Here is a 20,084-nt window from a genome sequence, read left to right as displayed (position 1 = left end):
GTGCTTGAGGAGATGCGGATACGGTCGCTCGGGGTCATCGACGACGCGGTGGTCGAGCTGTCGCCCGGTTTCACCGCGGTGACCGGCGAGACCGGCGCGGGCAAGACGATGGTCGTCACCAGCCTCGGGCTGCTGCTCGGCGGACGGGCCGACCCCGCTCTGGTGCGGGTCGGGGCCAAGGCGGCGGTGGTCGAAGGGCGCGTCGTCATGCGCCCGGACGCCCCGGCCGCGCTGCGGGCGGAGGAAGCGGGCGCCGAGCTCGACGACGGCGCGCTGCTGATCAGCCGGACCGTTTCCGCGGAGGGCCGCTCGCGCGCCCACGTCGGCGGCCGCTCCGTCCCCGTCGGACTGCTCGCGGAACTCGCCGAAGACCTCGTCGCCGTCCACGGCCAGACCGACCAGCAGGGCCTGCTCCGGCCCGCCCGGCAGCGCCAGGCCCTCGACCGGTACGCGGGCGACGCCGTCTCCGTCCCGCTGGAGAAGTACGCGGCCGCCCACCGGCGGCTGCGCGCCGTCTCCGGGGAACTCGAAGAGATCACCACCCGGGCCCGGGAACGCGCCCAGGAGGCCGATCTGCTGCGGTTCGGGCTCGACGAGATCGCCGCGGTGGAGCCCGTCGCCGGCGAGGACGTCGAGCTGGCGGCGGAGGCCGAACGCCTCGGCCACGCCGAATCGCTGGCCTCGGCCGCGCAGACCGCGCACGCGGCCCTCGCCGGGAACGTCGAGGACCCGGAAGGCGTCGACGCGGGCGCGCTCGTCGCCGGGGCGCACCGCGCACTGGAATCCGTACGCGCGCACGACCCGGCGCTCGGCGCGCTCGCGGAGCGGATCGGGGAGCTGGGGATCCTGCTCGGGGACGTGGCCGGTGAACTCGCCGGATACGCCGACGACCTGGACGCCGACCCGCTGCGGCTGGCGGCCGTGGAGGAGCGCCGGGCGGCGCTGACGCAGCTGACGCGCAAGTACGGGGACTCCGGGAACACCGTGCGGTCGGTGCTGGAATGGGCCGAGCAGGGCTCCGCACGGCTGCTGGAACTGGACGGCGACGACGAGCGGATCGACGAGCTGACCGCGGAACGCGACGGGCTGCGGCTGGAACTCTCCGCCCTGGCCCAGGCGTTGACCGACGCGCGGGGCGAGGCGGCGACCCGCTTCGCCTCGGCGGTCACCGAGGAGCTGGCCTCGCTCGCGATGCCGCACGCGCGGGTGACCATCGACGTGCGGCAGACCGAGGACCCCGAAGGGGTGGAGGTCGGCGGCCGCCTCGTCGCGTACGGGCCCTCGGGCACGGACGAGGTCGAGCTGCTGCTGGCCCCGCACCCCGGCGCCCAGCCGCGGCCGATCGCCAAGGGTGCCTCGGGCGGTGAGCTGTCCCGGGTGATGCTGGCCGTCGAGGTCGTGTTCGCGGGCTCCGACCCGGTGCCGACGTACCTCTTCGACGAGGTCGACGCGGGCGTCGGCGGCAAGGCGGCCATCGAGGTGGGGCGTCGGCTCGCGAAGCTGGCGAAGTCGGCGCAGGTCGTGGTGGTCACCCACCTGCCGCAGGTGGCGGCCTTCGCGGACCGGCAGCTGCTGGTGGAGAAGACCAACGACGGCTCCGTGACCAGGAGCGGCGTCACCGTCCTGGAGGGCGAGGCCCGGATCCGCGAGCTGTCGCGCATGCTGGCCGGCCACGAGGACTCGGTGTCGGCGCGGGCGCACGCGGAGGAACTGCTGGCGGCGGCGCAGGCCTCGTCGTAGCCGCGGCTAGCCCGTGTGGGTGAGGCCCGGGGGTGCGGAACGGTATCTCGCAGGGGATCCGCACCCGTATGGTCCCGGAACGCGCGTGCGGACTGGCATTCTGGGCGACGTCTCTGCCCTCCCTCACCCTGGAGCTTCGGCCCGTGAGCAGCTCCCCGGTATCGGTCCCCGTCCTTCGCACCGTCCAGGTACTCGGCGGTGCGAGCGGTGGCGCGCACGTGCGGTCGCTGGCCACCGGGCTCGCCGCCCGGGGCGTACGGGTCACCGTGTGCGCGCCCGTCGAGGCGGAGGGGGAGTACGACTTCACCGGCGCCGGTGCGCGGTTCACCCCCGACGCGGTGAGCGCGCTGCGGGCCGCGTGCGTCGAGGCGGACGTGGTGCACGCGCACGGCGTACGGGCCGGCATGCGCGCCGCGCTGGCCCTGCGCGGGCGGCGGGTCCCCCTGGTCGTCAGTTGGCACGGTGGCGGCCCCGGGGCCGGCCGGCTGAGCCGGCTGCTGGAACGGCACGTCGCCCGGGCGGCGGCGATCGTCCTCGGGGCCTCCTCTGCGCAGGTCGACCTGGCCCGGCGGCTGGGTGCGCGGGACGCGCGGCTCGCGGCGGTGGCGGTACCGGCGCCGGTGCCTTTGCCGCAAGAGCCTTCGGCCGCCGTCGAGCCGGGGAAGGTGCGGGCGGAACTGGGCGTCGTCGAACGGCCGCTGCTGATCGCGGTCGGGAGCCTCGTGGCGAGGCGCGGGTATGGCGTACTGCTCGACGCGGCGCGCGCCTGGCGCACGCTGGACCCGTTGCCGCTGCTGGTGATCGCGGGCGAGGGCCCGATGCGGGAGGAGCTCGTCCGGCGCATCCAGCTGGAGGGCCTGCCCGTCCGGCTGCTCGGCCGCCGGCGGGACGCCGTCCGGCTGCTGGCGGCGGCGGACGTCGCGATCCTGCCGAGCCGGTGGGAAGGGCGGTCGCCGCTGGCGCAGGAGGCGCTGCGGGTGGGCGTGCCGTTGGTGGCGACCGCGGTCGGGGGCCTGCCGGAGCTGGTCGGGGACGCGGGTGTGCTCGTCCCGTACGGCGACGCGGATGCGCTGGCCGCGGCGGTTACGGGGCTGCTGGCGGATCCCGCGCGGCGGGCGGAGCTGTCGGAGGCGGGGCGGGCGCAGGCGGGGACGTGGCCGTCGGAGGACGACACGGTGGCGCAGGTCCTCTCGGTGTACGACGAGCTGATGGCGCGGCGGAGGTAGCTCCTGCCGTGCCGGGACCCACCGGGCGGAGTCCGGCCCGGCGCGGCGAAGGCCGGAAGGCCCGGTGGGGCCGCCCGGTGGGAGGGCCGGTGCGGCGGGCTCCGCCCGTCGGGGCCCGGAAGGCCCGCGGCACCCGCGGCCGCCCGGTGGGAGAGTGCGTCAAGAGGGAGTGGCGTGGCGGCGGGCGCGTAGGGCCAGGCTCAGGGAGAGGACCGTCTCCGGGTCGTCCAGGTCCGCGCCCAGGAGCTCCGAGATGCGGGCCAGCCGGTTGTACAGGGTCTGGCGGTTCAGGTGGAGCTCGCGCGCGGTCTCCGCCTTGCGGCCGGCGTGCGCCAGGTACGTCTCCAGGGTGGGCAGGAGCGGCGGGCGCGAGACCGTGTCGTGCCCGCGGAGCGGCCCGATCGCGCGGTTCACGAACGCCGCCAGGTCGGGGTGTTCGCGCAGCCGCCACAGCAGCAGGTCGATGTCGAGGCGCCGTGCGTCGTACCAGGGGCGGTCGGGGAGCCCGTGCGCCGCCGTGGCGGTCTCCGAGGCATGGCGCAGGCCCGCCGAGGCCGCCGCCCAGCTGCCGCAGACGCCGACGACGACCGCCGGCGGAGCCCCGGCCCGGTCCAGGCCCGCCCGCTCGACGCCGGCCCGAAGCGCCGCCGCGACCCGGTCCGCCACCGTCGTGCGTTCGGCGTCGGACCGCAGGGAGACCAGGAGGGGGACGCGGCCTTCCACCGGGCGGACCCCGAGGAGGACCGGGACGCCGACCGAGGCGAGTTCTTCCAGGACGGCGCGCGCCAGGACCGCCCAGTTCCCCGAGGGGACCAGTTCCGAGGACAGCCGCATGACGACCGGGAGGAGGGGGCCGGCTCCGGGTTTGAAGCCGAGCACACGGGCCTGGGCGGGCGCGTCCTCGGCCGAGATCCGGCCCTCCGCCAGATCCGTGAGGAAGTCGCCGCGGCCGCGCGCCGCCAGCTCGTCCTCCTGCCGGGCCTGCATCAGGACCACGGCCAGGACCCCCGCCGTCCGCTCCGCCGCCATCCGGTGCACCGGCAGCAGCGGCGAGGACACGCCCAGCAGGACCAGCCGCGCCCGGACGGATCCGGTGCCGTGGCCGCCGCCGGGGACGTCGACCACCACGGAGTTGCCGGACGGCTCGGCCGCGCGCTGGCCCCGTAGGCCCTCCCACACCTGGAGGGGATCCGCCGCGGCCTCGCCGGAGGCGGGTCCGGCCGCGTACAGCAGCTGGCCGTCGGGGGTCTCCAGGAAGACCGGGTTGGCCGTGAAGTCGGCCAGGATGTGCAGGACCTGCGGGATCCCGCCACCGCCCAGCAGGGCGTGCGTGCAGCGCCGGTGGACTTCCTCGGCGCGCTGGAGCAGGGCGTAGTGGCCGTTGACGATCTCGGTGTGGACCTCTTCCGTCACCGTGACGAAGGGGACCTCCCGGTGGAGCTGGACCAGCGGGAGGCCGGCCGCGCGGGCCGTCTCCACGATGGTGGCGGGCAGCCGGGTGAAGCGCGGGCCCAGTTCTACGACGAGGGCGGCGATGCCCCGGTCCGCGAGGCGGCGTACGAAGGCGCGCTGCTCGGCGGGCCGGCTGCCGAGGCCGAGCCCCGTGGTCAGGAGCAGTTCGCCGCCCTTGAGCAGGGAGGCGATGTTGGGGACCTCGCCCGCGTGCACCCAGCGGACATTGCGGCCCAGCCGGTCGGCGCAGGCCAACACCTCCGGCAGCCCGCTGCGCAGCCCCGGCAGCTCCAGCGCCCGCTGAACCGTGATGCCGCCCTGGTCGTCCATATCGCGGACGGTACCGGCAGGCTCGTTCCCCGCACATCACCGGAGGGTTACGGAGTCCGGTATGCCCCCGTCCGGCCCGACAACTCGTCTGCCTTGCACGGAGATTATCGGACTGCATGCCGATTGTGGCGTGCGTCACGCACGGAGAGAGTGGGCGCCCTCACGACAGGAACGAGGAACCATGAGCCCAGACACGAGCCCAGACACCACCGGCAGGGGCCCCGGGGTGCCGGGAGCACCCCCCGTCCAGCGGCTCAAGGCCAATTCGGTCGGTCTGGTGGGCGTCGTGTTCATGGCCGTCGCCACCGCCGCCCCCATCACCGCGATGACGGGCAACCTCCCCATCGCGGTCGGCTTCGGAAACGGCATAGGCGCCCCCGCCGGCTACCTCTTCGCGACCGCCGTACTGACCGTCTTCGCCGTCGGCTACGTGGCCATGGCCAAGCGGATCACCGCCGCCGGCGCCTTCTACGGCTACATCTCGCACGGGCTCGGCCGGATCGCCGGCATGGCCTCCGGGATGCTCGCGGTCCTCGCGTACATCGTCTTCGAGGCCTCGATCGTCGGCGTCTTCTCCTACTTCACCAAGACCACCGTGCACGACCAGCTCGGCATCGACCTCCCCTGGATCGTCTACGCGGCCGGCATGCTCGCCATCACCGCGGCCCTCGCGCACTTCGACATCAACCTCACCGCCAAGGCCCTGGGCGTGATGCTCGTCGCCGAGATCGCCGTCCTGTTCGCCGTCGCCACCGCCGTACTGATCGCGGGCGGCGGCCCCGACGGCATCCCCGTCGAGCCCGTCAACCCGAAGAACGCCTTCACCGGCACCTCCGCCGGACTCGGCCTCTTCTTCGCCTTCTGGTCCTGGGTGGGCTTCGAGTCGACCGCCATGTACGGGGAGGAGTCCCGCGACCCGAAGCGGGTCATCCCCAGGGCGACCCTGATCTCCGTCGTCGGTGTCGGCCTCTTCTACATCTACGTCTCCTGGATGACCATCGCCGGCAACGGCCTCGCCAAGTCCGTGGAGCTCTCCGCCTCCGCGAACCCGCTCGACCTGTTCTTCGCCCCCACCCAGACGTTCATCGGCGCCTGGGCCGTCGACGCCTTCCAGTGGCTGCTGCTCACCGGTTCCTTCGCCTGCGGCATGGCCTTCCACCAGTGCGCCGCCCGCTACCTCTACGCCATCGGCCGTGAGGGCTTCCTGCACCCCGGCCTCGGCCGTACGCACGCCAAGCACGGATCCCCGTACATCTCCTCGATGGTGCAGACCGGCATCGCCACGGGGCTGGTCGTGCTGTTCTGGCTGACGGGACAGGACCCGTACATCCACCTCTACACGCTGCTCGCGATCCTCGGCACGATGGCGATCCTGATCGTCCAGACCCTGTGCTCCTTCGCGGTGATCGGCTACTTCCGCAAGAACCACCCCGAGGACCGGCACTGGTTCCGCACCTTCACGGCCCCGCTGATCGGCGGGATCGCCATGGCCGCCGTGGTCGTGCTGCTGCTGGTCAACATGAAGACCGCCGCCGGCTCGCGGCCGACTCGTTCTTCTTCACGCTCATCCCCTGGATCGTCGGGGCGGTGTTCTTCGGCGGCCTGGGACTCGGCCTGTGGCTGAAGTTCAAGGCCCCCGCCCGCTACGAGATCATCGGCCGCGTCGTCCTGGAAGACGCCGCCGAGCGCACCGACGCCCCCGCCCCGTCCGCCGCGAACGTCTGAGAAGGAGCCACCGCCATGGCCCGTACGCCGCTGATGCACGCGCTCCGGCAGCTCGCCGCCGAGCACGCCGCCGCCCGCCGCCTGAACCTGCCCGTGGCCGAGGTCCGCGGGTCCACCCGCCGCCAACTCCTGGGCCGGGCCGCCGCCCTCGGTCTCGGGACCGCCGTCGCCTCGTCGGCGGGCGCCTCCGCGTACGCCTACGCCGCCGAGACCCAGGTGGACAAGAAGCCCGTCGCCCCCGCCCGCGTCGCCATCGTCGGCGCCGGAATCTCGGGGCTGACCGCCGCCCTCACCCTGAAGGACGCCGGGGTGAACTGCACGCTCTACGAGGCCAACCCGAGCCGCGTCGGCGGCCGCATGTGGACCCAGCGCTCCCTGTGGGCGTACGGGCAGACCTCCGAGATCGGCGGGGAGCTGATCGACACCAGCCACAAGAAGATCCTCGAACTGTGCCGCCGCTTCAACCTGCCCACCGAGGACTTCCTTGGCGGCGGGCCCAACGGCGCCGAGGAGGTCCTCTGGCTGAACGGGACCTACTACTCGCGCGCTCAGGCCGACGAGGACTTCAAGCCCGTCTACCAGGCCCTGCACCGCGACCTCCAGGAGGCCGGCGAGGTCTCCTGGAACTCCTCGACCCCCGCGGGCACCGCCCTCGACAACATGACGCTGTACGAATGGATCGAGACCCGGATCCCGGGCGGCCACGGCTCGCAGCTCGGCCGCTTCATCGACGTCGCGTACAACGTCGAGTACGGGGCGGACACCGATCAGCAGTCCGCGCTCGCCCTGGTCCTGCTGATGGGCTACCAGCCCAACCCCGGCAACTTCAACGTCTGGGGCCTGTCGAACGAGCGCTACCACATCACCGGCGGCAACGACCGGCTGCCGAACGCCATCGCGGCCGCCCTGCCCGCCGGTTCGCTCGTCATGGGCCGCGAGCTGACCGCCGTGCGCGTCGCCGCCGACGGCACCCAGACGCTCACCTTCAACGACGCGGGCGCCACGCGGACCGTCGTCGCCGACCACACGATCCTGTGCCTGCCGCTGCCGATCCTCCAGCGGATCGACCTCTCCGGCGCCGGCTTCGACCCGCGGATGAAGAACCTGCTGCGCGACGCCAGGATGGGCTACTGCACCAAGCTCAACATGCAGTTCACCAGCCGCCCGTGGCGCGGCACCGGCCCCTGGCCGGGGGTCTCCGCGGGGGACTGCTTCACCGACTCCGACGTCCAGCAGACCTGGGACACCACCAAGGTCCAGCCGGGCAACGGCGGCATCCTGCTCCAGTACGGCGGCGGCAGCCTGGCCGGGTCACTCACCCCCGCCACCCCCTTCTCCACCGACTCCGACCCCTACGTACGCGCCCTCGCGGGCCGGATGCTCACCGGCATCGACGCCTTCTTCCCGGGCACCAAGGCGGCCTGGACCGGGCGGGCGCAGCTGTCGGCCTGGCACCGCAACCCGTACTCGCTCGGGGCGTACTCCTACTGGCCGGTCGGCTACCTGCACCAGTACGCACGGTACGAGGGCACCGCTCAGGGCCGGGTGCACATCGGCGGAGAGCACTGCAGCTACGACTTCCAGGGGTTCATGGAGGGCGGCGCGACGGAGGGGGAGCGGGCGGCCCGCGAGGTGATCACCGCCCTGAGCTGATCCGACCGGTCCGGACCAGACCGGACCAGACCGGACCAGACCAGACCGGACTGGACCTGACCTGACCGGTGGTCAAGTGGGCTTGATGTTGTGGTTGAAGCGGAAGACGTTGTCCGGGTCGTACCGCCGCTTCAGCGCGCCCAGCCTGGCCAGGTTCTCCGCGCCGAGTCCCGCGACGACCCGCTCCGGGCCCTCGTCGCCGGTGAAGTTGAGGTAGACCGCGCCGGTGCTCCACGGCAGCACGTCGGCGCGTACGTCCTTGACCCACCGGCGGCACCGGTCGTCGTCGGCCGGGTCCTCCCAGACGCCGAAGGGGTGCACGGCCCACTGGGCGTCCCGGTACGGCACCGGGAACTCCGGGGGCCCTTCCGCGATGGCCCCGCCCAGCGGGAACATCGCGTGCTGGGTGGGGGTCGGCACCGGCATCGAGAAGGCGCGGGCGCAGAACACGTCCACCAGCTCGTCGGGGAGGCCGGTCAGGTACTCCGCCGACCAGTAGTTCCGCAGTCCGGGCGGATCGTCCAGCATGCACTGGAAGTCGGGGTAGGGCAGGGCGGTCAGCACCTCGCTCACGTGCGGCAGCGCCAGCAGCGGCCCGACGAGCCTGCGCAGGGTCTCCTCGCCGCCCGCGTAGGTCATCAGCGCGCCGGCGAGCAGGGTTCCCACCAGGTGCTCCGGTACGAAGGGTTCCGGCGGACCGGTGAGGTAGATCACGCCGCCGCCCGCCTCGGGTCCGGCGGACTCGATGACGTCCCGGTAGACGCGCAGCACCTCGGGTCCGGACTCCGGCGGGTACAGGAGCAGGCACATCGCGAACTCCGGCAGATCGTGCAGGCGCAGCGTCAGGGAGGTCGCCACGCCGAAGTTCCCGCCGCCGCCGTGCAGGGCCCAGAACAGCTCGGGCGAGTCCTCCGCCGTCGCGGTCAGCCTGGTCCCGTCGGCGGTGATCAGGTCCACACCGAGCAGGTTGTCCACGGCCAGCCCGAAGTCGCGGTCCAGCCAGCCGGAGCCGCCGCCGAGGACGAAGCCGGCGACGCCGGTGGTGGAGACGCGGCCGCCGGTGGTGGCGAGCGCGTACGGCTGGCAGGCGCGGTCCAGGTGGCTCATCACCGCGCCGCCGGAGATCCGTACGGTCTTCGCCGCCGGGTCCACGGTGACCCCGTGCATCCGCCGCATGTCGATGACGACGCCGCCGTCGTTGAGGGACATCCCGGCCACGCTGTGGCCGCCGCCGCGCACGGCGATCGGCAGGTCGAGGTCCCGGGCGAAGCGGACGGTGGTGACCACGTCCGCTTCGTTCTCGCACCGGGCGATGACCGCGGGGCGGCGGTCGATCATCGCGTTGAAGATCGTGCGGGCCTCGTCGTAGCCGGCGTCGGCGGGGGCGAACACCGCGCCGGCGAGGTCCTCGCGGAGCGCGGCCAGGGCCGTACCCGCCTTCGAAGTGGAGGTCATGACCGCGGACCCTTCCTCGGGGAGGCGTGGGACCTTCCCAGCGTAGGCGGGGTACCGAATGCGGGCACGGCGGGACGGACGGTCGGTGGCGGGGGGCCGGGCGGGAGCCGGGCGGGACGGGGGCTCCCGGCCCCGGCCCCGCCCCCGCCCGGGGCGTCAGCCGCCGTAGGCGCCGCTTGCCGTTAGGCGCAGGGCCGTGTCGATCAGGGGGACGTGGCTGAAGGCCTGGGGGAAGTTGCCGACCTGGCGCTGGCGCTTCGGATCCCACTCCTCCGCCAGCAGGCCGAGGTCGTTGCGCAGCGACAGGAGCCTCTCGAAGAGGCGCCGGGCCTCGTCGACGCGGCCGATCATCGCCAGGTCGTCGGCCATCCAGAACGAGCACGCGAGGAAGGCCCCCTCGTCCCCCTCCAGGCCGTCGACGCCGGCCTCCGCGCCCGCGGTCGGGTAGCGCAGGATGAAGCCGTCCGGGGTCGACAGCTCGCGCTGGATCGCCTCGATCGTGCCGATCACCCGCTTGTCGTCCGGCGGCAGGAAGCCCATCTGCGGGATCAGCAGGAGGGAGGCGTCCAGCTCCTTCGAGCCGTACGACTGCGTGAACGTGTTGCGCTCCTTGTCGTAGCCCTTCTCGCACACGTCCTGGTGGATCTCGTCGCGCAGCTCCCGCCACCGATCCAGCGGGCCGTCCGCGTCGCCGCTCTCGATCAGCTTGATCGTGCGGTCCACGGCCACCCACGCCATCACCTTCGAGTGCACGAAGTGCCGGCGCGGGCCGCGCACCTCCCAGATGCCCTCGTCCGGCTGGTCCCAGTGGGTCTCCAGGTAGCGGATGAGCTTGAGCTGGAGCAGCGACGCGTAGTCGTTGCGGGCAAGGCCCGTCATGTGGCCCAGGTGCAGGGCCTCGGTGACCTCGCCGTACACGTCGAGCTGCAGCTGCCCGGCGGCGCCGTTGCCGACCCGGACCGGGCGCGAGCCCTCGTACCCGGGGAGCCAGTCGAGCTCGGTCTCGCCGAGCTCCCGCTCGCCCGCGATCCCGTACATGATCTGCAGGTTCTCCGGGTCGCCGGCCACCGCGCGCAGCAGCCAGTCCCGCCAGGCGGAGGCTTCGTCGCGGTAGCCGGTGCGCAGCAGCGAGGACAGGGTGATGGCGGCGTCGCGCAGCCAGGTGTAGCGGTAGTCCCAGTTCCGGACGCCGCCGATCTCCTCGGGGAGGGAGGTCGTCGGCGCGGCGACGATGCCGCCGGTCGGGCCGTACGTCAGGGCCTTGAGGGTGATCAGGGACCGGATCACCGCTTCCCGGTACGGGCCGTGGTACGTGCACTGCCCGACCCAGTTCCGCCAGAAGTCGGTGGTGGCCGTGAGGGCCTCCTCGGCCTCCGGGGCCTGCGGCGGCTCCTTGTGCGAGGGCTGCCAGCTGATGCAGAAGGCCATCCGGTCACCCGGGCCGACCGTGAAGTCGGAGTACGTGGTGAGGTCCTTGCCGTACGTCTGCGCCTTCGTGTCCAGCCAGACCGAGTCCGGCCCGGCGACGGCGACCGTACGGCTGTCGACCTTGTGCACCCAGGGGACGACGCGGCCGTAGCTGAAGCGCATGCGCAGCGCGGAGCGCATGGGGACGCGCCCGCTGATGCCCTCCACGATGCGGATGAGCTGCGGGGCGTGGTCCTCGCGGGGCGGCATGAAGTCGATCACGCGGACGGTGCCGCGGGGGGTGTCCCATTCCGACTCCAGGACCAGCGAGTCGCCACGGTAGCGGCGGCGCGAGGCGCGCGGGGCCTCGGCGCCGGCCGGGAACGCCGGGCCGATCCGCCAGAACCCGTGTTCCTCGGTGCCGAGAATGCTCGCGAACACGGCATGGGAGTCGAAACGTGGCAGACACAACCAGTCCACTGCCCCGTCCCGGCAGACCAAAGCGGCGGTCTGCATGTCCCCGATCAGTGCGTAATCCTCGATGCGCCCGGACACGTGGCATCTCCAGTCGAACAGCATGTCCGCCCCGAAGGGCGCTGGCATTGCGGGTCGCGCGGGGCTCCCGTCCCTACCCTATGAGTGTGGAAGGCCGCGCCCCGCCAATGATTCCGGAACCGAGCGGGTTACGCCGTTCGCGGGGTGCTCGATGGTCTGGTGATCGATCTGCGAGCAGGATAAGACGGAACCCTAGTGATCCCCCGGAGCGCCGGGACAATGTGGCTCGGCTGAACGGGTGACCTGGGGCGATGCGGCCGCTAGGGGCCACTGTAGGGGTCCGTCCCGCGCGGCCGGAAGCGGACCGGCCCCGGCGCTGATAGGCTGGTATCCCGTGGACCGGTGGTCTGCCTGTGCGAATCAGGAGCCCCGAAACCGCAGCTTCGGCGCCCCCTGAGACCCCCTCCGGATCGATGGTGGCAGGCGCCGGACGCACCCTCACCTCGCGACCACGGGAGCCCCCTCTTGGCGACGCCGCCCGCTGCTTTTCGAAACAGCACAGCCATGACGACCAAGCACATCTTCGTCACCGGGGGTGTCGCTTCCTCCCTCGGCAAGGGCCTGACGGCCTCGAGCCTGGGTGCGCTGCTCAAGGCACGCGGTCTTCGGGTCACGATGCAGAAGCTCGACCCGTACCTGAACGTCGACCCGGGCACGATGAACCCGTTCCAGCACGGCGAGGTGTTCGTCACCAACGACGGCGCCGAGACGGACCTGGACATCGGCCACTACGAGCGCTTCCTCGACGTCGACCTCGACGGCTCGGCCAACGTCACCACCGGCCAGGTCTACTCCACGGTCATCGCCAAGGAGCGGCGCGGCGAGTACCTCGGTGACACCGTGCAGGTCATCCCGCACATCACCAACGAGATCAAGCACCGCATCCGCCGCATGGCGACCGACGACGTCGACGTCGTCATCACCGAGGTCGGCGGCACGGTCGGCGACATCGAGTCCCTGCCGTTCCTGGAGACCGTCCGCCAGGTCCGCCACGAGGTCGGCCGCGACAACGTCTTCGTCGTGCACATCTCGCTGCTGCCCTACATCGGCCCCTCCGGCGAGCTGAAGACCAAACCCACCCAGCACTCCGTGGCGGCGCTGCGCAACATCGGCATCCAGCCCGACGCGATCGTGCTGCGCGCCGACCGTGAGGTCCCCACCTCCATCAAGCGCAAGATCTCGCTGATGTGCGACGTGGACGAGGCGGCCGTGGTCGCGGCGATCGACGCCAAGTCGATCTACGACATCCCCAAGGTGCTGCACACCGAGGGCCTGGACGCATACGTCGTGCGCAAGCTCGACCTGCCGTTCCGCGACGTGGACTGGACGGTCTGGGAGGACCTGCTGGACCGGGTCCACAACCCCGACCACGAGGTCAAGGTCGCACTCGTCGGCAAGTACATCGACCTGCCGGACGCCTACCTGTCGGTGACCGAGGCGCTGCGCGCCGGCGGATTCGCCAACAAGGCCCGCGTCCAGATCAAGTGGGTCGCCTCCGACGACTGCAAGACCCCGGCCGGCGCCGCGGAGGTGCTCGGCGACGTGGACGCGATCTGCGTTCCCGGTGGCTTCGGCGACCGCGGTGTCAACGGCAAGGTCGGCGCGATCACCTACGCCCGCGAGAACAAGATCCCGCTGCTCGGCCTGTGCCTGGGCCTGCAGTGCGTGGTCATCGAGGCCGCGCGCAACCTCGCGGGCATCGAGGACGCGAACTCCACCGAGTTCGACGCCTCCACCCCGCATCCGGTGATCTCCACGATGGAGGAGCAGCTGGCCTTCGTCGAGGGCGCGGGCGACCTCGGCGGCACGATGCGTCTGGGCATGTACCCGGCGAAGCTCGCCGAGGGTTCCATCGTGCGCGAGGTCTACGGCGATCAGGCGTACGTGGACGAGCGCCACCGCCACCGCTACGAGGTCAACAACGCCTACCGCGGCGAGCTGGAGAAGAAGGCCGGTCTGGTCTTCTCAGGCACCTCCCCGGACAACAAGCTGGTCGAGTACGTCGAGTACCCGCGCGAGGTGCACCCCTACCTGGTGGCCACCCAGGCCCACCCGGAGCTGCGCTCGCGTCCGACGCGCCCGCACCCGCTGTTCGCGGGCCTGGTCAAGGCCGCGGTGGAGCGCCAGCAGGCCGCGAAGTAGTACCGGCGGTCGGCCGGCGCGGGGCGCGCGGGCCGACCGCATAACGTAGACAGCCGGGGTACGGAGATCCGTACCCCGGCTGTCGCGCGTTGTGGAGGGCTTCGGGGCATGGAGATCAAGGACACGGCGGAATCCTGGGAGACGGTGTCGACGCGCCGGCCGTTCCAGGGCGCGAAGACGGCGGTGGCCTCGGACGAGGTCCGGATGCCGGACGGGTCCGTGGCGCGGCGCGACTACCAGGTGCATCCCGGGTCGGTTTGCGTACTGGCGCTGGACGATGCGGGTCGCGTGCTGGTGCTGAGCCAGTACCGCCACCCCGTGCGGCGGCGGCTGTGGGAACTCCCGGCGGGCCTGCTGGACGTGGTGGGGGAGAACCCGCTGCACGGCGCGCAGCGCGAGCTGGCCGAGGAGGCGCACGTCAAGGCCGAGGACTGGCGGGTGCTGGCCGACTTCTACGCCTCTCCCGGCGGCTCGGACGAGGCGATCCGGATCTTCCTGGCGCGGGGCGTCTCGCAGGCGGACGGGGAGAGGTACGCGGAGTCCGGCTCGGAGGAGGCGGACATGCAGCTGGCGTGGGTGCCGCTGCCCGACCTGGTCCGCGGGATCCTGGCGGGCGAGATCGGCAACCCGGGGATGGTGACGGGCGTCCTGGCCCTGTCGGCGGCCCTGGCCCGCGAGGACGGCCTCGAATCCCTGCGCCCCGCCGATGCCCCCTGGCCCGCCCGCCCTTACGAGGCGTAGCCCCCGGCCGGGCCCGCGGGCGCGGCTCCCGCGCCGGCGGGCCCTTGCCCGGCGGCCTGTGCGAGCGGTCCCTACGGGGCGGGCCTTGCAAGGCGGCCTGCGAGGCGGCTCATACGAGGTTGCCCATACGGGGCGGCCGCTACGAGGCGGCCCTTGCGAGGCGGTGGCCTGGGCCGCCGACGGCCGACCGCCCGCGGCCGGTTCTGGTGGGTCCGATGGGATGGATGGGGCCCTTGGGGCTGAGCCATGCGAGGGATGCGTCGCAAAAGGCACACCATCGGCTGATCCGATCGGGCGATTTGTCCGCCGCGCTCCACCCGGTTCGTCGCTCTGTGTGAACTACGCTCGCAATCCGAAGGCAGCGAGAGGAGCGGATCCGTGGCGGATTTCGTCGGGCGGCGGCGTGAGCTCAAGGAGCTGCGCGAGGACATCGCGCGAACCGGGCTCGACACCCTCTCGGGCCGCAAGGCCAGGGCGCCGCGGGCCCGGGTGCTGCTCGTCGCCGGGCGGCCGGGATCGGGCCGGACTGCCCTCGCCGAAGCGCTGGTGCGCGAGATCGCCGACGACTATCCCGACGGGGTGCTGAAGGTCCGGCTCACCGACCCCACCGGAGAGGCCGTTCCCACCGAGCGGGCCATCCGCACGCTCCTGGAGGGGCTCGGTCGGGCCACCCCGCCCGGCGCCGCCGAGGACGAGCTCGGCTCCGCCCTGCGCGAGGCCCTCGCCGATCGCCGCGCGGTCCTGCTCGTCGACGACGCCAGCGACCCGCACCAGGTCGACGCCCTGCTCCCGGACACCCCGGACTGCCTGGTCGTCGTCACCGCCGAGGGCCCCCTCACCGGGATTCCGGATGTCCGGCCCTGCACCCTGGGCGGGCTGGACACCCCCTCCGCCGTGAGCATGCTCGTCCACCGCATCGGTGACATCCGCGTGGCGAACGACCCGCGCGCCGCCGAAGCCCTCGCCGAGGAGTGCGGCGGGCAGCCCGCGGCGCTGAGTCTGGTCGGCGGCTGGCTCGCCGCACACCCCAAGGCCTCCGTGGCCGACGTGGCCAAACAGCTCCACGACATGCCCGCGGGCACCAGCGGCCCGCTCGCCCGGACCTTCAGGCTCGTCTACGAGGCCCTGCCGCAGCCCGCGCAGCGGACCCTGAGGCTGCTTCCGCTTGCCCCGGCCGGGCTCGTCGACTCGCACACCGCCTCCGCCCTCGCCGGCTGCTCCGTGGCCGCCGCGCAGTCGATCCTGGAGGACTTCGCCGCGCTGGGCCTCGTACGCAGCGCCCACGACGGGCTGTTCCTGCTGCCCGGCTGCCTCGCGCCCCTGCTCCAGGCCCTGCTCGAGGCCAAGGAGCGCCCCGCCGAGGTCCAGCTGGCCCGGGCCAGGATGCTGGAGCGCACCGTACGGCTGCTGCTCTCCTGCCGGCTCATGGCCGGGGAGAGCCCCGACGAGGCGATCGGCCCCGTCGGCGGACCGCAGAAGCTGGACGGGCTGCCGCGCGCCCTGCGCTTCGCCGACCGGCGGGCCGCCGTGAACTGGCTGGACACCCGGCTGCCCGCGCTGACCGCGGCCGCCTCCCTGGCCGTCGCCGACGGGGACCTGGACACGCTGGCCCGCCGCTTCGTCGCGGCACTCGCGGGGGCCCTGTCCGAGCACCGGGGCACCGCCGGGGCCGCCCCCGAGCTCTACGGGTTGCACCGGCTGGTCCTGGACGTGGCCGAGCGGCGCGATCTGCACCGGGAACGGGCCGCCGCGCTGCTGAACCTGGCCGACCTGGACGCCGAAACGGGCCGCACGCAGGAGGCGCTCGAGCGCTACCGGGCCGCATTGGACGCCGGAAGGGCGGCGAACGATCCCTACGCGGTGGGCCGCGCGATGGAATCCGTAGGCGGCGCCTACCAGGAGCTCGACGACTGGCACCGGGCCTCCGACTGGTTCGGCCGGGCCCTGTCCCACGCCCTCGCCCGGGGCGAGCGCGCGGACGAGGTGCGGCTGTACGGGAGGCTCGGGAACGTGCACACCTACGCCGGCCGGTACGGGGAGGCGTTGCGGAGCTGGCGGGCGGCTTCCGCCGGCTACCGCCGACTGGCCGATGTCCCGGGCCAGGCAAAGGCGTTGAGCGAGATGGCGCGGATCCAGGAATACGCGGGGCGGCCGGAGGAATCGCTGCACACCTGCCGGGAGGCGGTGGAGCTCGCGCGCCGGGCCGGAGACCTGCGACTCCAGGCCGCGCTGCAGGTGCGCCTCGCGGACACCCTCGACCGGCTCGGTGACCCCGCGGCCGCCAGGCTGCACAGGTCCGCAGCCGACAGATTGCTGGGAGATGACCCCGCAGCCTGCGAAATCCGCAGTGGTTCCGACTGAGATTGTTTGTTTGCAAGGCTAGACAGCGGCTCGTCCTTCATTAGACTGGGTTCACCAGGGCAGTCCCTGGGGCATCCCGTTGCGCGTTCTTGTGAACGGGTTTGTATGGAAGTACCCCGAAACATTCCCTGAGCCAAGGACCGTGAGTGACGATGAAGGTCGGCATCCCCCGCGAGGTCAAGAACAACGAGTTCCGGGTCGCCATCACGCCCGCCGGCGTGCATGAGCTGGTCCGTAACGGCCACCAGGTCTTCATCGAGCAGAACGCCGGTGTGGGTTCCTCGATCACGGACGCCGAGTACGTCTCCGCCGGCGCCGAGATCCTGGGCACCGCCGACGAGGTCTGGGCCACCGCAGACCTGCTGCTGAAGGTCAAGGAGCCCATCGCGGAGGAGTACCACCGCCTCCGCAAGGACCAGACCCTCTTCACCTACCTGCACCTCGCGGCCTCCCGCGAGTGCACGGACGCCCTGCTGGAGTCCGGCACCACCGCCATCGCGTACGAGACGGTCGAGCTCGCGAACCGCGCGCTCCCGCTGCTCGCCCCGATGTCCGAGGTCGCGGGCCGCCTGGCCCCGCAGGTCGGCGCCTACCACCTGATGCGCTCGGCCGGCGGCCGCGGCGTCCTCCCGGGCGGCGTGCCCGGCACCTCGGCCGGCGAGGCCGTGGTCATCGGCGGCGGCGTCTCCGGCTGGAACGCCGCGCAGATCGCCATAGGCATGGGCTTCCACGTGACCCTGCTGGACCGCGACATCAACAAGCTCCGCGAGGCCGACAAGATCTTCGGTACGAAGATCCAGACGATCGTCTCCAACGCCTACGAGCTGGAGAAGGCCGTCCTCGCGGCCGACCTGGTCATCGGCGCGGTGCTCATCCCGGGTGCGAAGGCCCCGAAGCTGGTCACCAACGAGCTCGTCTCGCGGATGAAGCCCGGAAGTGTCCTTGTCGACATTGCGATCGACCAGGGCGGCTGCTTCGAGGACTCCCGTCCGACCACCCACGCGGAGCCGACCTTCCTGGTCCACAACTCGGTCTTCTACTGCGTCGCCAACATGCCGGGCGCGGTGCCGAACACCTCCACGTACGCCCTGACCAACGCCACGCTGCCCTACATCGTGCAGCTCGCGAACCTCGGCTGGGTCGAGGCGCTGCGTCGCGACCCGGCGCTCGCCCTGGGCCTCAATACCCATGACGGCCAGGTCGTTTACGGTCCGGTCGCCGAGGCCCACGGCCTCCAGACCCTCGAGCTGAGCGCGCTGCTCGGCTGAGTCGCCGACGCTCCGTCAACGACTGACGTCAATCTCACGTATCCGGCCGGACCTTGCCCGCAAGGTCCGGCCGGACGTGTTTGCGGGGCGGGCGGCCGGGCCGCTCAACTCGCCTCGAACGTAACCCTTTAACCCTTTCGCCCACCCGCGAAACTTCCCGGCGGCAGCTCGTACGCCCTTGACAGAGTGGTGTTCGGTTGCCGACACATCGCGGTGGGTCCGGCGGATTGTGTTGCCGCTGAGTGGTGACACGCCATAGAGTCGCCAACCGTCGGCATGGTGCCACGCTGACCTATCGATAAGTGTCCTGGTCGCGTCCGAGGAGGTAAGACGACTTGTGAATGAGTCGACATTTGCTCCTGGGGGTGGACGAGCAGGAACGCCTGCGCGGGGTCGAGGCCCTGCCGGAATCGAAGCTGTCGGCTCCGTCGCAGTCCGCACCTTCGCAAACCAACAGCGCATGACGACGCCCCAAAAGAGCATGGACGGCCTAGACGTGAACTCCAGGGCCGGCGACCCGAGCGGCGAAAAGCCCGTGGGTTTCGCCGACTACGACCAGGTGCCCGAAGGGCACTTCTACGACCCCGACGCGGAGTACGAGCCCGACCCCGAGTACGCGGCCACTCTCGCCCCCGACGCTGCCCGCCAGCGCCGTGAGCGGATCGGTCCGACCGGACGGCCGCTGCCGTACTTCCCGATCCCGGGTCCGCTGACCGACCACGGTCCGGCGACGATCATCGCGATGTGCAACCAGAAGGGCGGCGTGGGCAAGACCACGTCGACCATCAACCTGGGTGCCGCTCTCGCCGAGTACGGGCGCCGCGTGCTGCTCGTCGACTTCGACCCGCAGGGCGCACTGTCCGTGGGCCTCGGCGTGAACCCGATGGAGCTCGACCTGACGGTCTACAACCTGCTCATGGAGCGGGGCATGTCGGCCGACGAGGTGCTGCTCAAGACGGCGGTCCCCAACATGGACCTGCTGCCGAGCAACATCGACCTGTCCGCTGCCGAAGTGCAGTTGGTCAGCGAGGTCGCGCGCGAATCGACGCTGCAGCGGGCCCTGAAGCCCCTGATGGCCGACTACGACTACATCGTGATCGACTGTCAGCCCTCGCTCGGCCTGCTGACGGTGAACGCCCTGACGGCGGCTCACCGGGTCATCGTGCCGCTGGAGTGCGAGTTCTTCGCACTGCGCGGGGTGGCGCTGCTGACCGAGACCATCGAGAAGGTCCAGGAGCGGCTCAACCCCGAGCTGGAGCTCGACGGCATCCTCGCCACGATGTACGACTCCCGTACGGTGCACAGCCGCGAGGTGCTGGCGCGCGTCGTCGAGGCCTTCGACGACCACGTCTACCACACGGTCATCGGCCGCACGGTGCGCTTCCCGGAGACCACGGTCGCCGGTGAGCCGATCACCACGTACGCGTCCAACTCCGTGGGCGCCGCCGCCTACCGCCAGCTGGCCAGGGAGGTGCTCGCCCGGTGTCCCGCCGAGTGAGTCTGCCCGGAGCCGACGAACTGTTCCGTACGACCGGGGGGATGGCGCTGACGTCGTCGTCGATGTCCTCGGTCTCGTCGGCGCGGGGCGTGGAGCACGCGGCGAGCGCCGCGGAGGGCACGGCGGGGGAGGGCCGCAGCCGGGAGGCTGAGGCCGGCACGGAGCCCGGAGTGGGCGCGCAGCGCCGGCCGCAGGAAGGTTCCGGTGGAGGCGTACCGGCCCCGGCGCCCGGCCGGGGCAAGGGGCAGGGCCGGGGTGCGAACCGGCGGCCCAGCGGGCGCGAACGGCACGACGAGAAGATCACGGTCTACGTCTCCGCCGAGGAGCTCATGGACCTGGAACACGCGCGGCTCGTGCTGCGCGGGGAACACGGCCTCGCGGTCGACCGCGGCCGCATCGTGCGCGAGGCGGTCGCCGTGGTCCTGGCCGACCTGGAATCCCGCGGCGACGCCAGCATCCTGGTCCGCCGGCTCCGGGGCCGCTGAGGCCCGTCGGGCCGCCGCGCCCGGCCGGCCCCGCCGGCCCGGGGGC

Annotated in this window: 12 protein-coding genes and 1 pseudogene; 10 read left to right on the top strand and 3 right to left on the bottom strand. The window is 72.3% G+C overall.

Features of this window, described 5'->3' with window-relative positions; genetic code table 11:
* Nucleotides 1-12 precede the first annotated feature (12 nt).
* Together recN and J7E97_RS24165 are read left to right on the top strand one after the other, a co-directional pair.
* Nucleotides 13-1,740: a DNA repair protein RecN gene (gene recN / locus J7E97_RS24170; protein WP_215031010.1), complete on the top strand. Its 1,728-nt coding sequence runs from the start codon at nt 13-15 to the stop codon at nt 1,738-1,740.
* Nucleotides 1,741-1,883: 143 nt separating this feature from the next.
* The gene (locus J7E97_RS24165; protein ID WP_308346782.1) at nt 1,884-2,966 is read left to right on the top strand and encodes a glycosyltransferase family 4 protein; all 1,083 of its coding nucleotides are present in this window, start codon (nt 1,884-1,886) and stop codon (nt 2,964-2,966) included.
* A gap of 159 nt (nt 2,967-3,125) precedes the next feature.
* Here the strand turns inward: J7E97_RS24165 and J7E97_RS24160 are convergent, their stop codons facing one another.
* Nucleotides 3,126-4,748, bottom strand: a complete 1,623-nt coding sequence (locus J7E97_RS24160; RefSeq protein WP_215030977.1) for a PucR family transcriptional regulator — start codon at nt 4,746-4,748, stop codon at nt 3,126-3,128.
* A 181-nt stretch (nt 4,749-4,929) separates the two neighbouring features.
* Between J7E97_RS24160 and J7E97_RS24155 the strand changes: the two are divergent.
* Both J7E97_RS24155 and J7E97_RS24150 read left to right on the top strand, forming a co-directional pair.
* Nucleotides 4,930-6,473 (top strand): annotated as a pseudogene (locus J7E97_RS24155) (APC family permease).
* 15 nt (nt 6,474-6,488) lie between these two features.
* Nucleotides 6,489-8,126: an NAD(P)/FAD-dependent oxidoreductase gene (locus tag J7E97_RS24150; RefSeq protein WP_215030974.1), complete on the top strand. Its 1,638-nt coding sequence runs from the start codon at nt 6,489-6,491 to the stop codon at nt 8,124-8,126.
* Nucleotides 8,127-8,198: 72 nt separating this feature from the next.
* On the opposite strand, the gene J7E97_RS24145 is transcribed toward J7E97_RS24150, so the two are convergent.
* Both J7E97_RS24145 and J7E97_RS24140 read right to left on the bottom strand, forming a co-directional pair.
* Nucleotides 8,199-9,581: an FAD-binding oxidoreductase gene (locus J7E97_RS24145; RefSeq protein ID WP_215030971.1), complete on the bottom strand. Its 1,383-nt coding sequence runs from the start codon at nt 9,579-9,581 to the stop codon at nt 8,199-8,201.
* A gap of 156 nt (nt 9,582-9,737) precedes the next feature.
* On the bottom strand, nt 9,738-11,567 hold the full coding sequence (locus J7E97_RS24140) for a glycoside hydrolase family 15 protein (protein WP_215031007.1): 1,830 nt from the start codon (nt 11,565-11,567) through the stop codon (nt 9,738-9,740).
* A gap of 480 nt (nt 11,568-12,047) precedes the next feature.
* Between J7E97_RS24140 and J7E97_RS24135 the strand changes: the two genes are divergently transcribed.
* The 6 genes from J7E97_RS24135 (at nt 12,048) to J7E97_RS24110 (ending at nt 20,038) form a co-directional block, all read left to right on the top strand.
* Nucleotides 12,048-13,685 (top strand): CTP synthase, encoded by a 1,638-nt coding sequence (locus tag J7E97_RS24135; RefSeq protein ID WP_215030968.1) that lies wholly within the window; start codon nt 12,048-12,050, stop codon nt 13,683-13,685.
* Nucleotides 13,686-13,793: 108 nt separating this feature from the next.
* Nucleotides 13,794-14,426 carry an NUDIX hydrolase gene (locus J7E97_RS24130; protein WP_215030965.1) on the top strand — a complete coding sequence of 211 codons (633 nt, stop codon included), beginning with the start codon at nt 13,794-13,796 and terminating at the stop codon, nt 14,424-14,426.
* Nucleotides 14,427-14,804: 378 nt separating this feature from the next.
* Nucleotides 14,805-16,787: a tetratricopeptide repeat protein gene (locus J7E97_RS24125; RefSeq protein ID WP_308346781.1), complete on the top strand. Its 1,983-nt coding sequence runs from the start codon at nt 14,805-14,807 to the stop codon at nt 16,785-16,787.
* 152 nt (nt 16,788-16,939) lie between these two features.
* Nucleotides 16,940-18,055 (top strand): alanine dehydrogenase, encoded by a 1,116-nt coding sequence (gene ald, locus J7E97_RS24120; protein WP_215031001.1) that lies wholly within the window; start codon nt 16,940-16,942, stop codon nt 18,053-18,055.
* Nucleotides 18,056-18,515: 460 nt separating this feature from the next.
* Complete coding sequence (locus J7E97_RS24115; protein WP_251055053.1) at nt 18,516-19,553, top strand: ParA family protein; 1,038 nt, start codon at nt 18,516-18,518, stop codon at nt 19,551-19,553.
* The gene (locus J7E97_RS24110) at nt 19,538-20,038 is read left to right on the top strand and encodes a hypothetical protein (protein WP_215030960.1); all 501 of its coding nucleotides are present in this window, start codon (nt 19,538-19,540) and stop codon (nt 20,036-20,038) included. Before J7E97_RS24115 ends, J7E97_RS24110 begins: the two co-directional genes overlap by 16 nt.
* The last annotated feature ends 46 nt before the right edge of the window (nt 20,039-20,084 follow it).

It is taken from the genome of Streptomyces sp. ISL-66, assembly GCF_018614135.1.
Lineage (GTDB): Bacteria > Actinomycetota > Actinomycetes > Streptomycetales > Streptomycetaceae > Streptomyces.
Note: the sequence above shows the minus strand (reverse complement) of the source record. Positions and strands in the feature narration are given on the sequence as shown.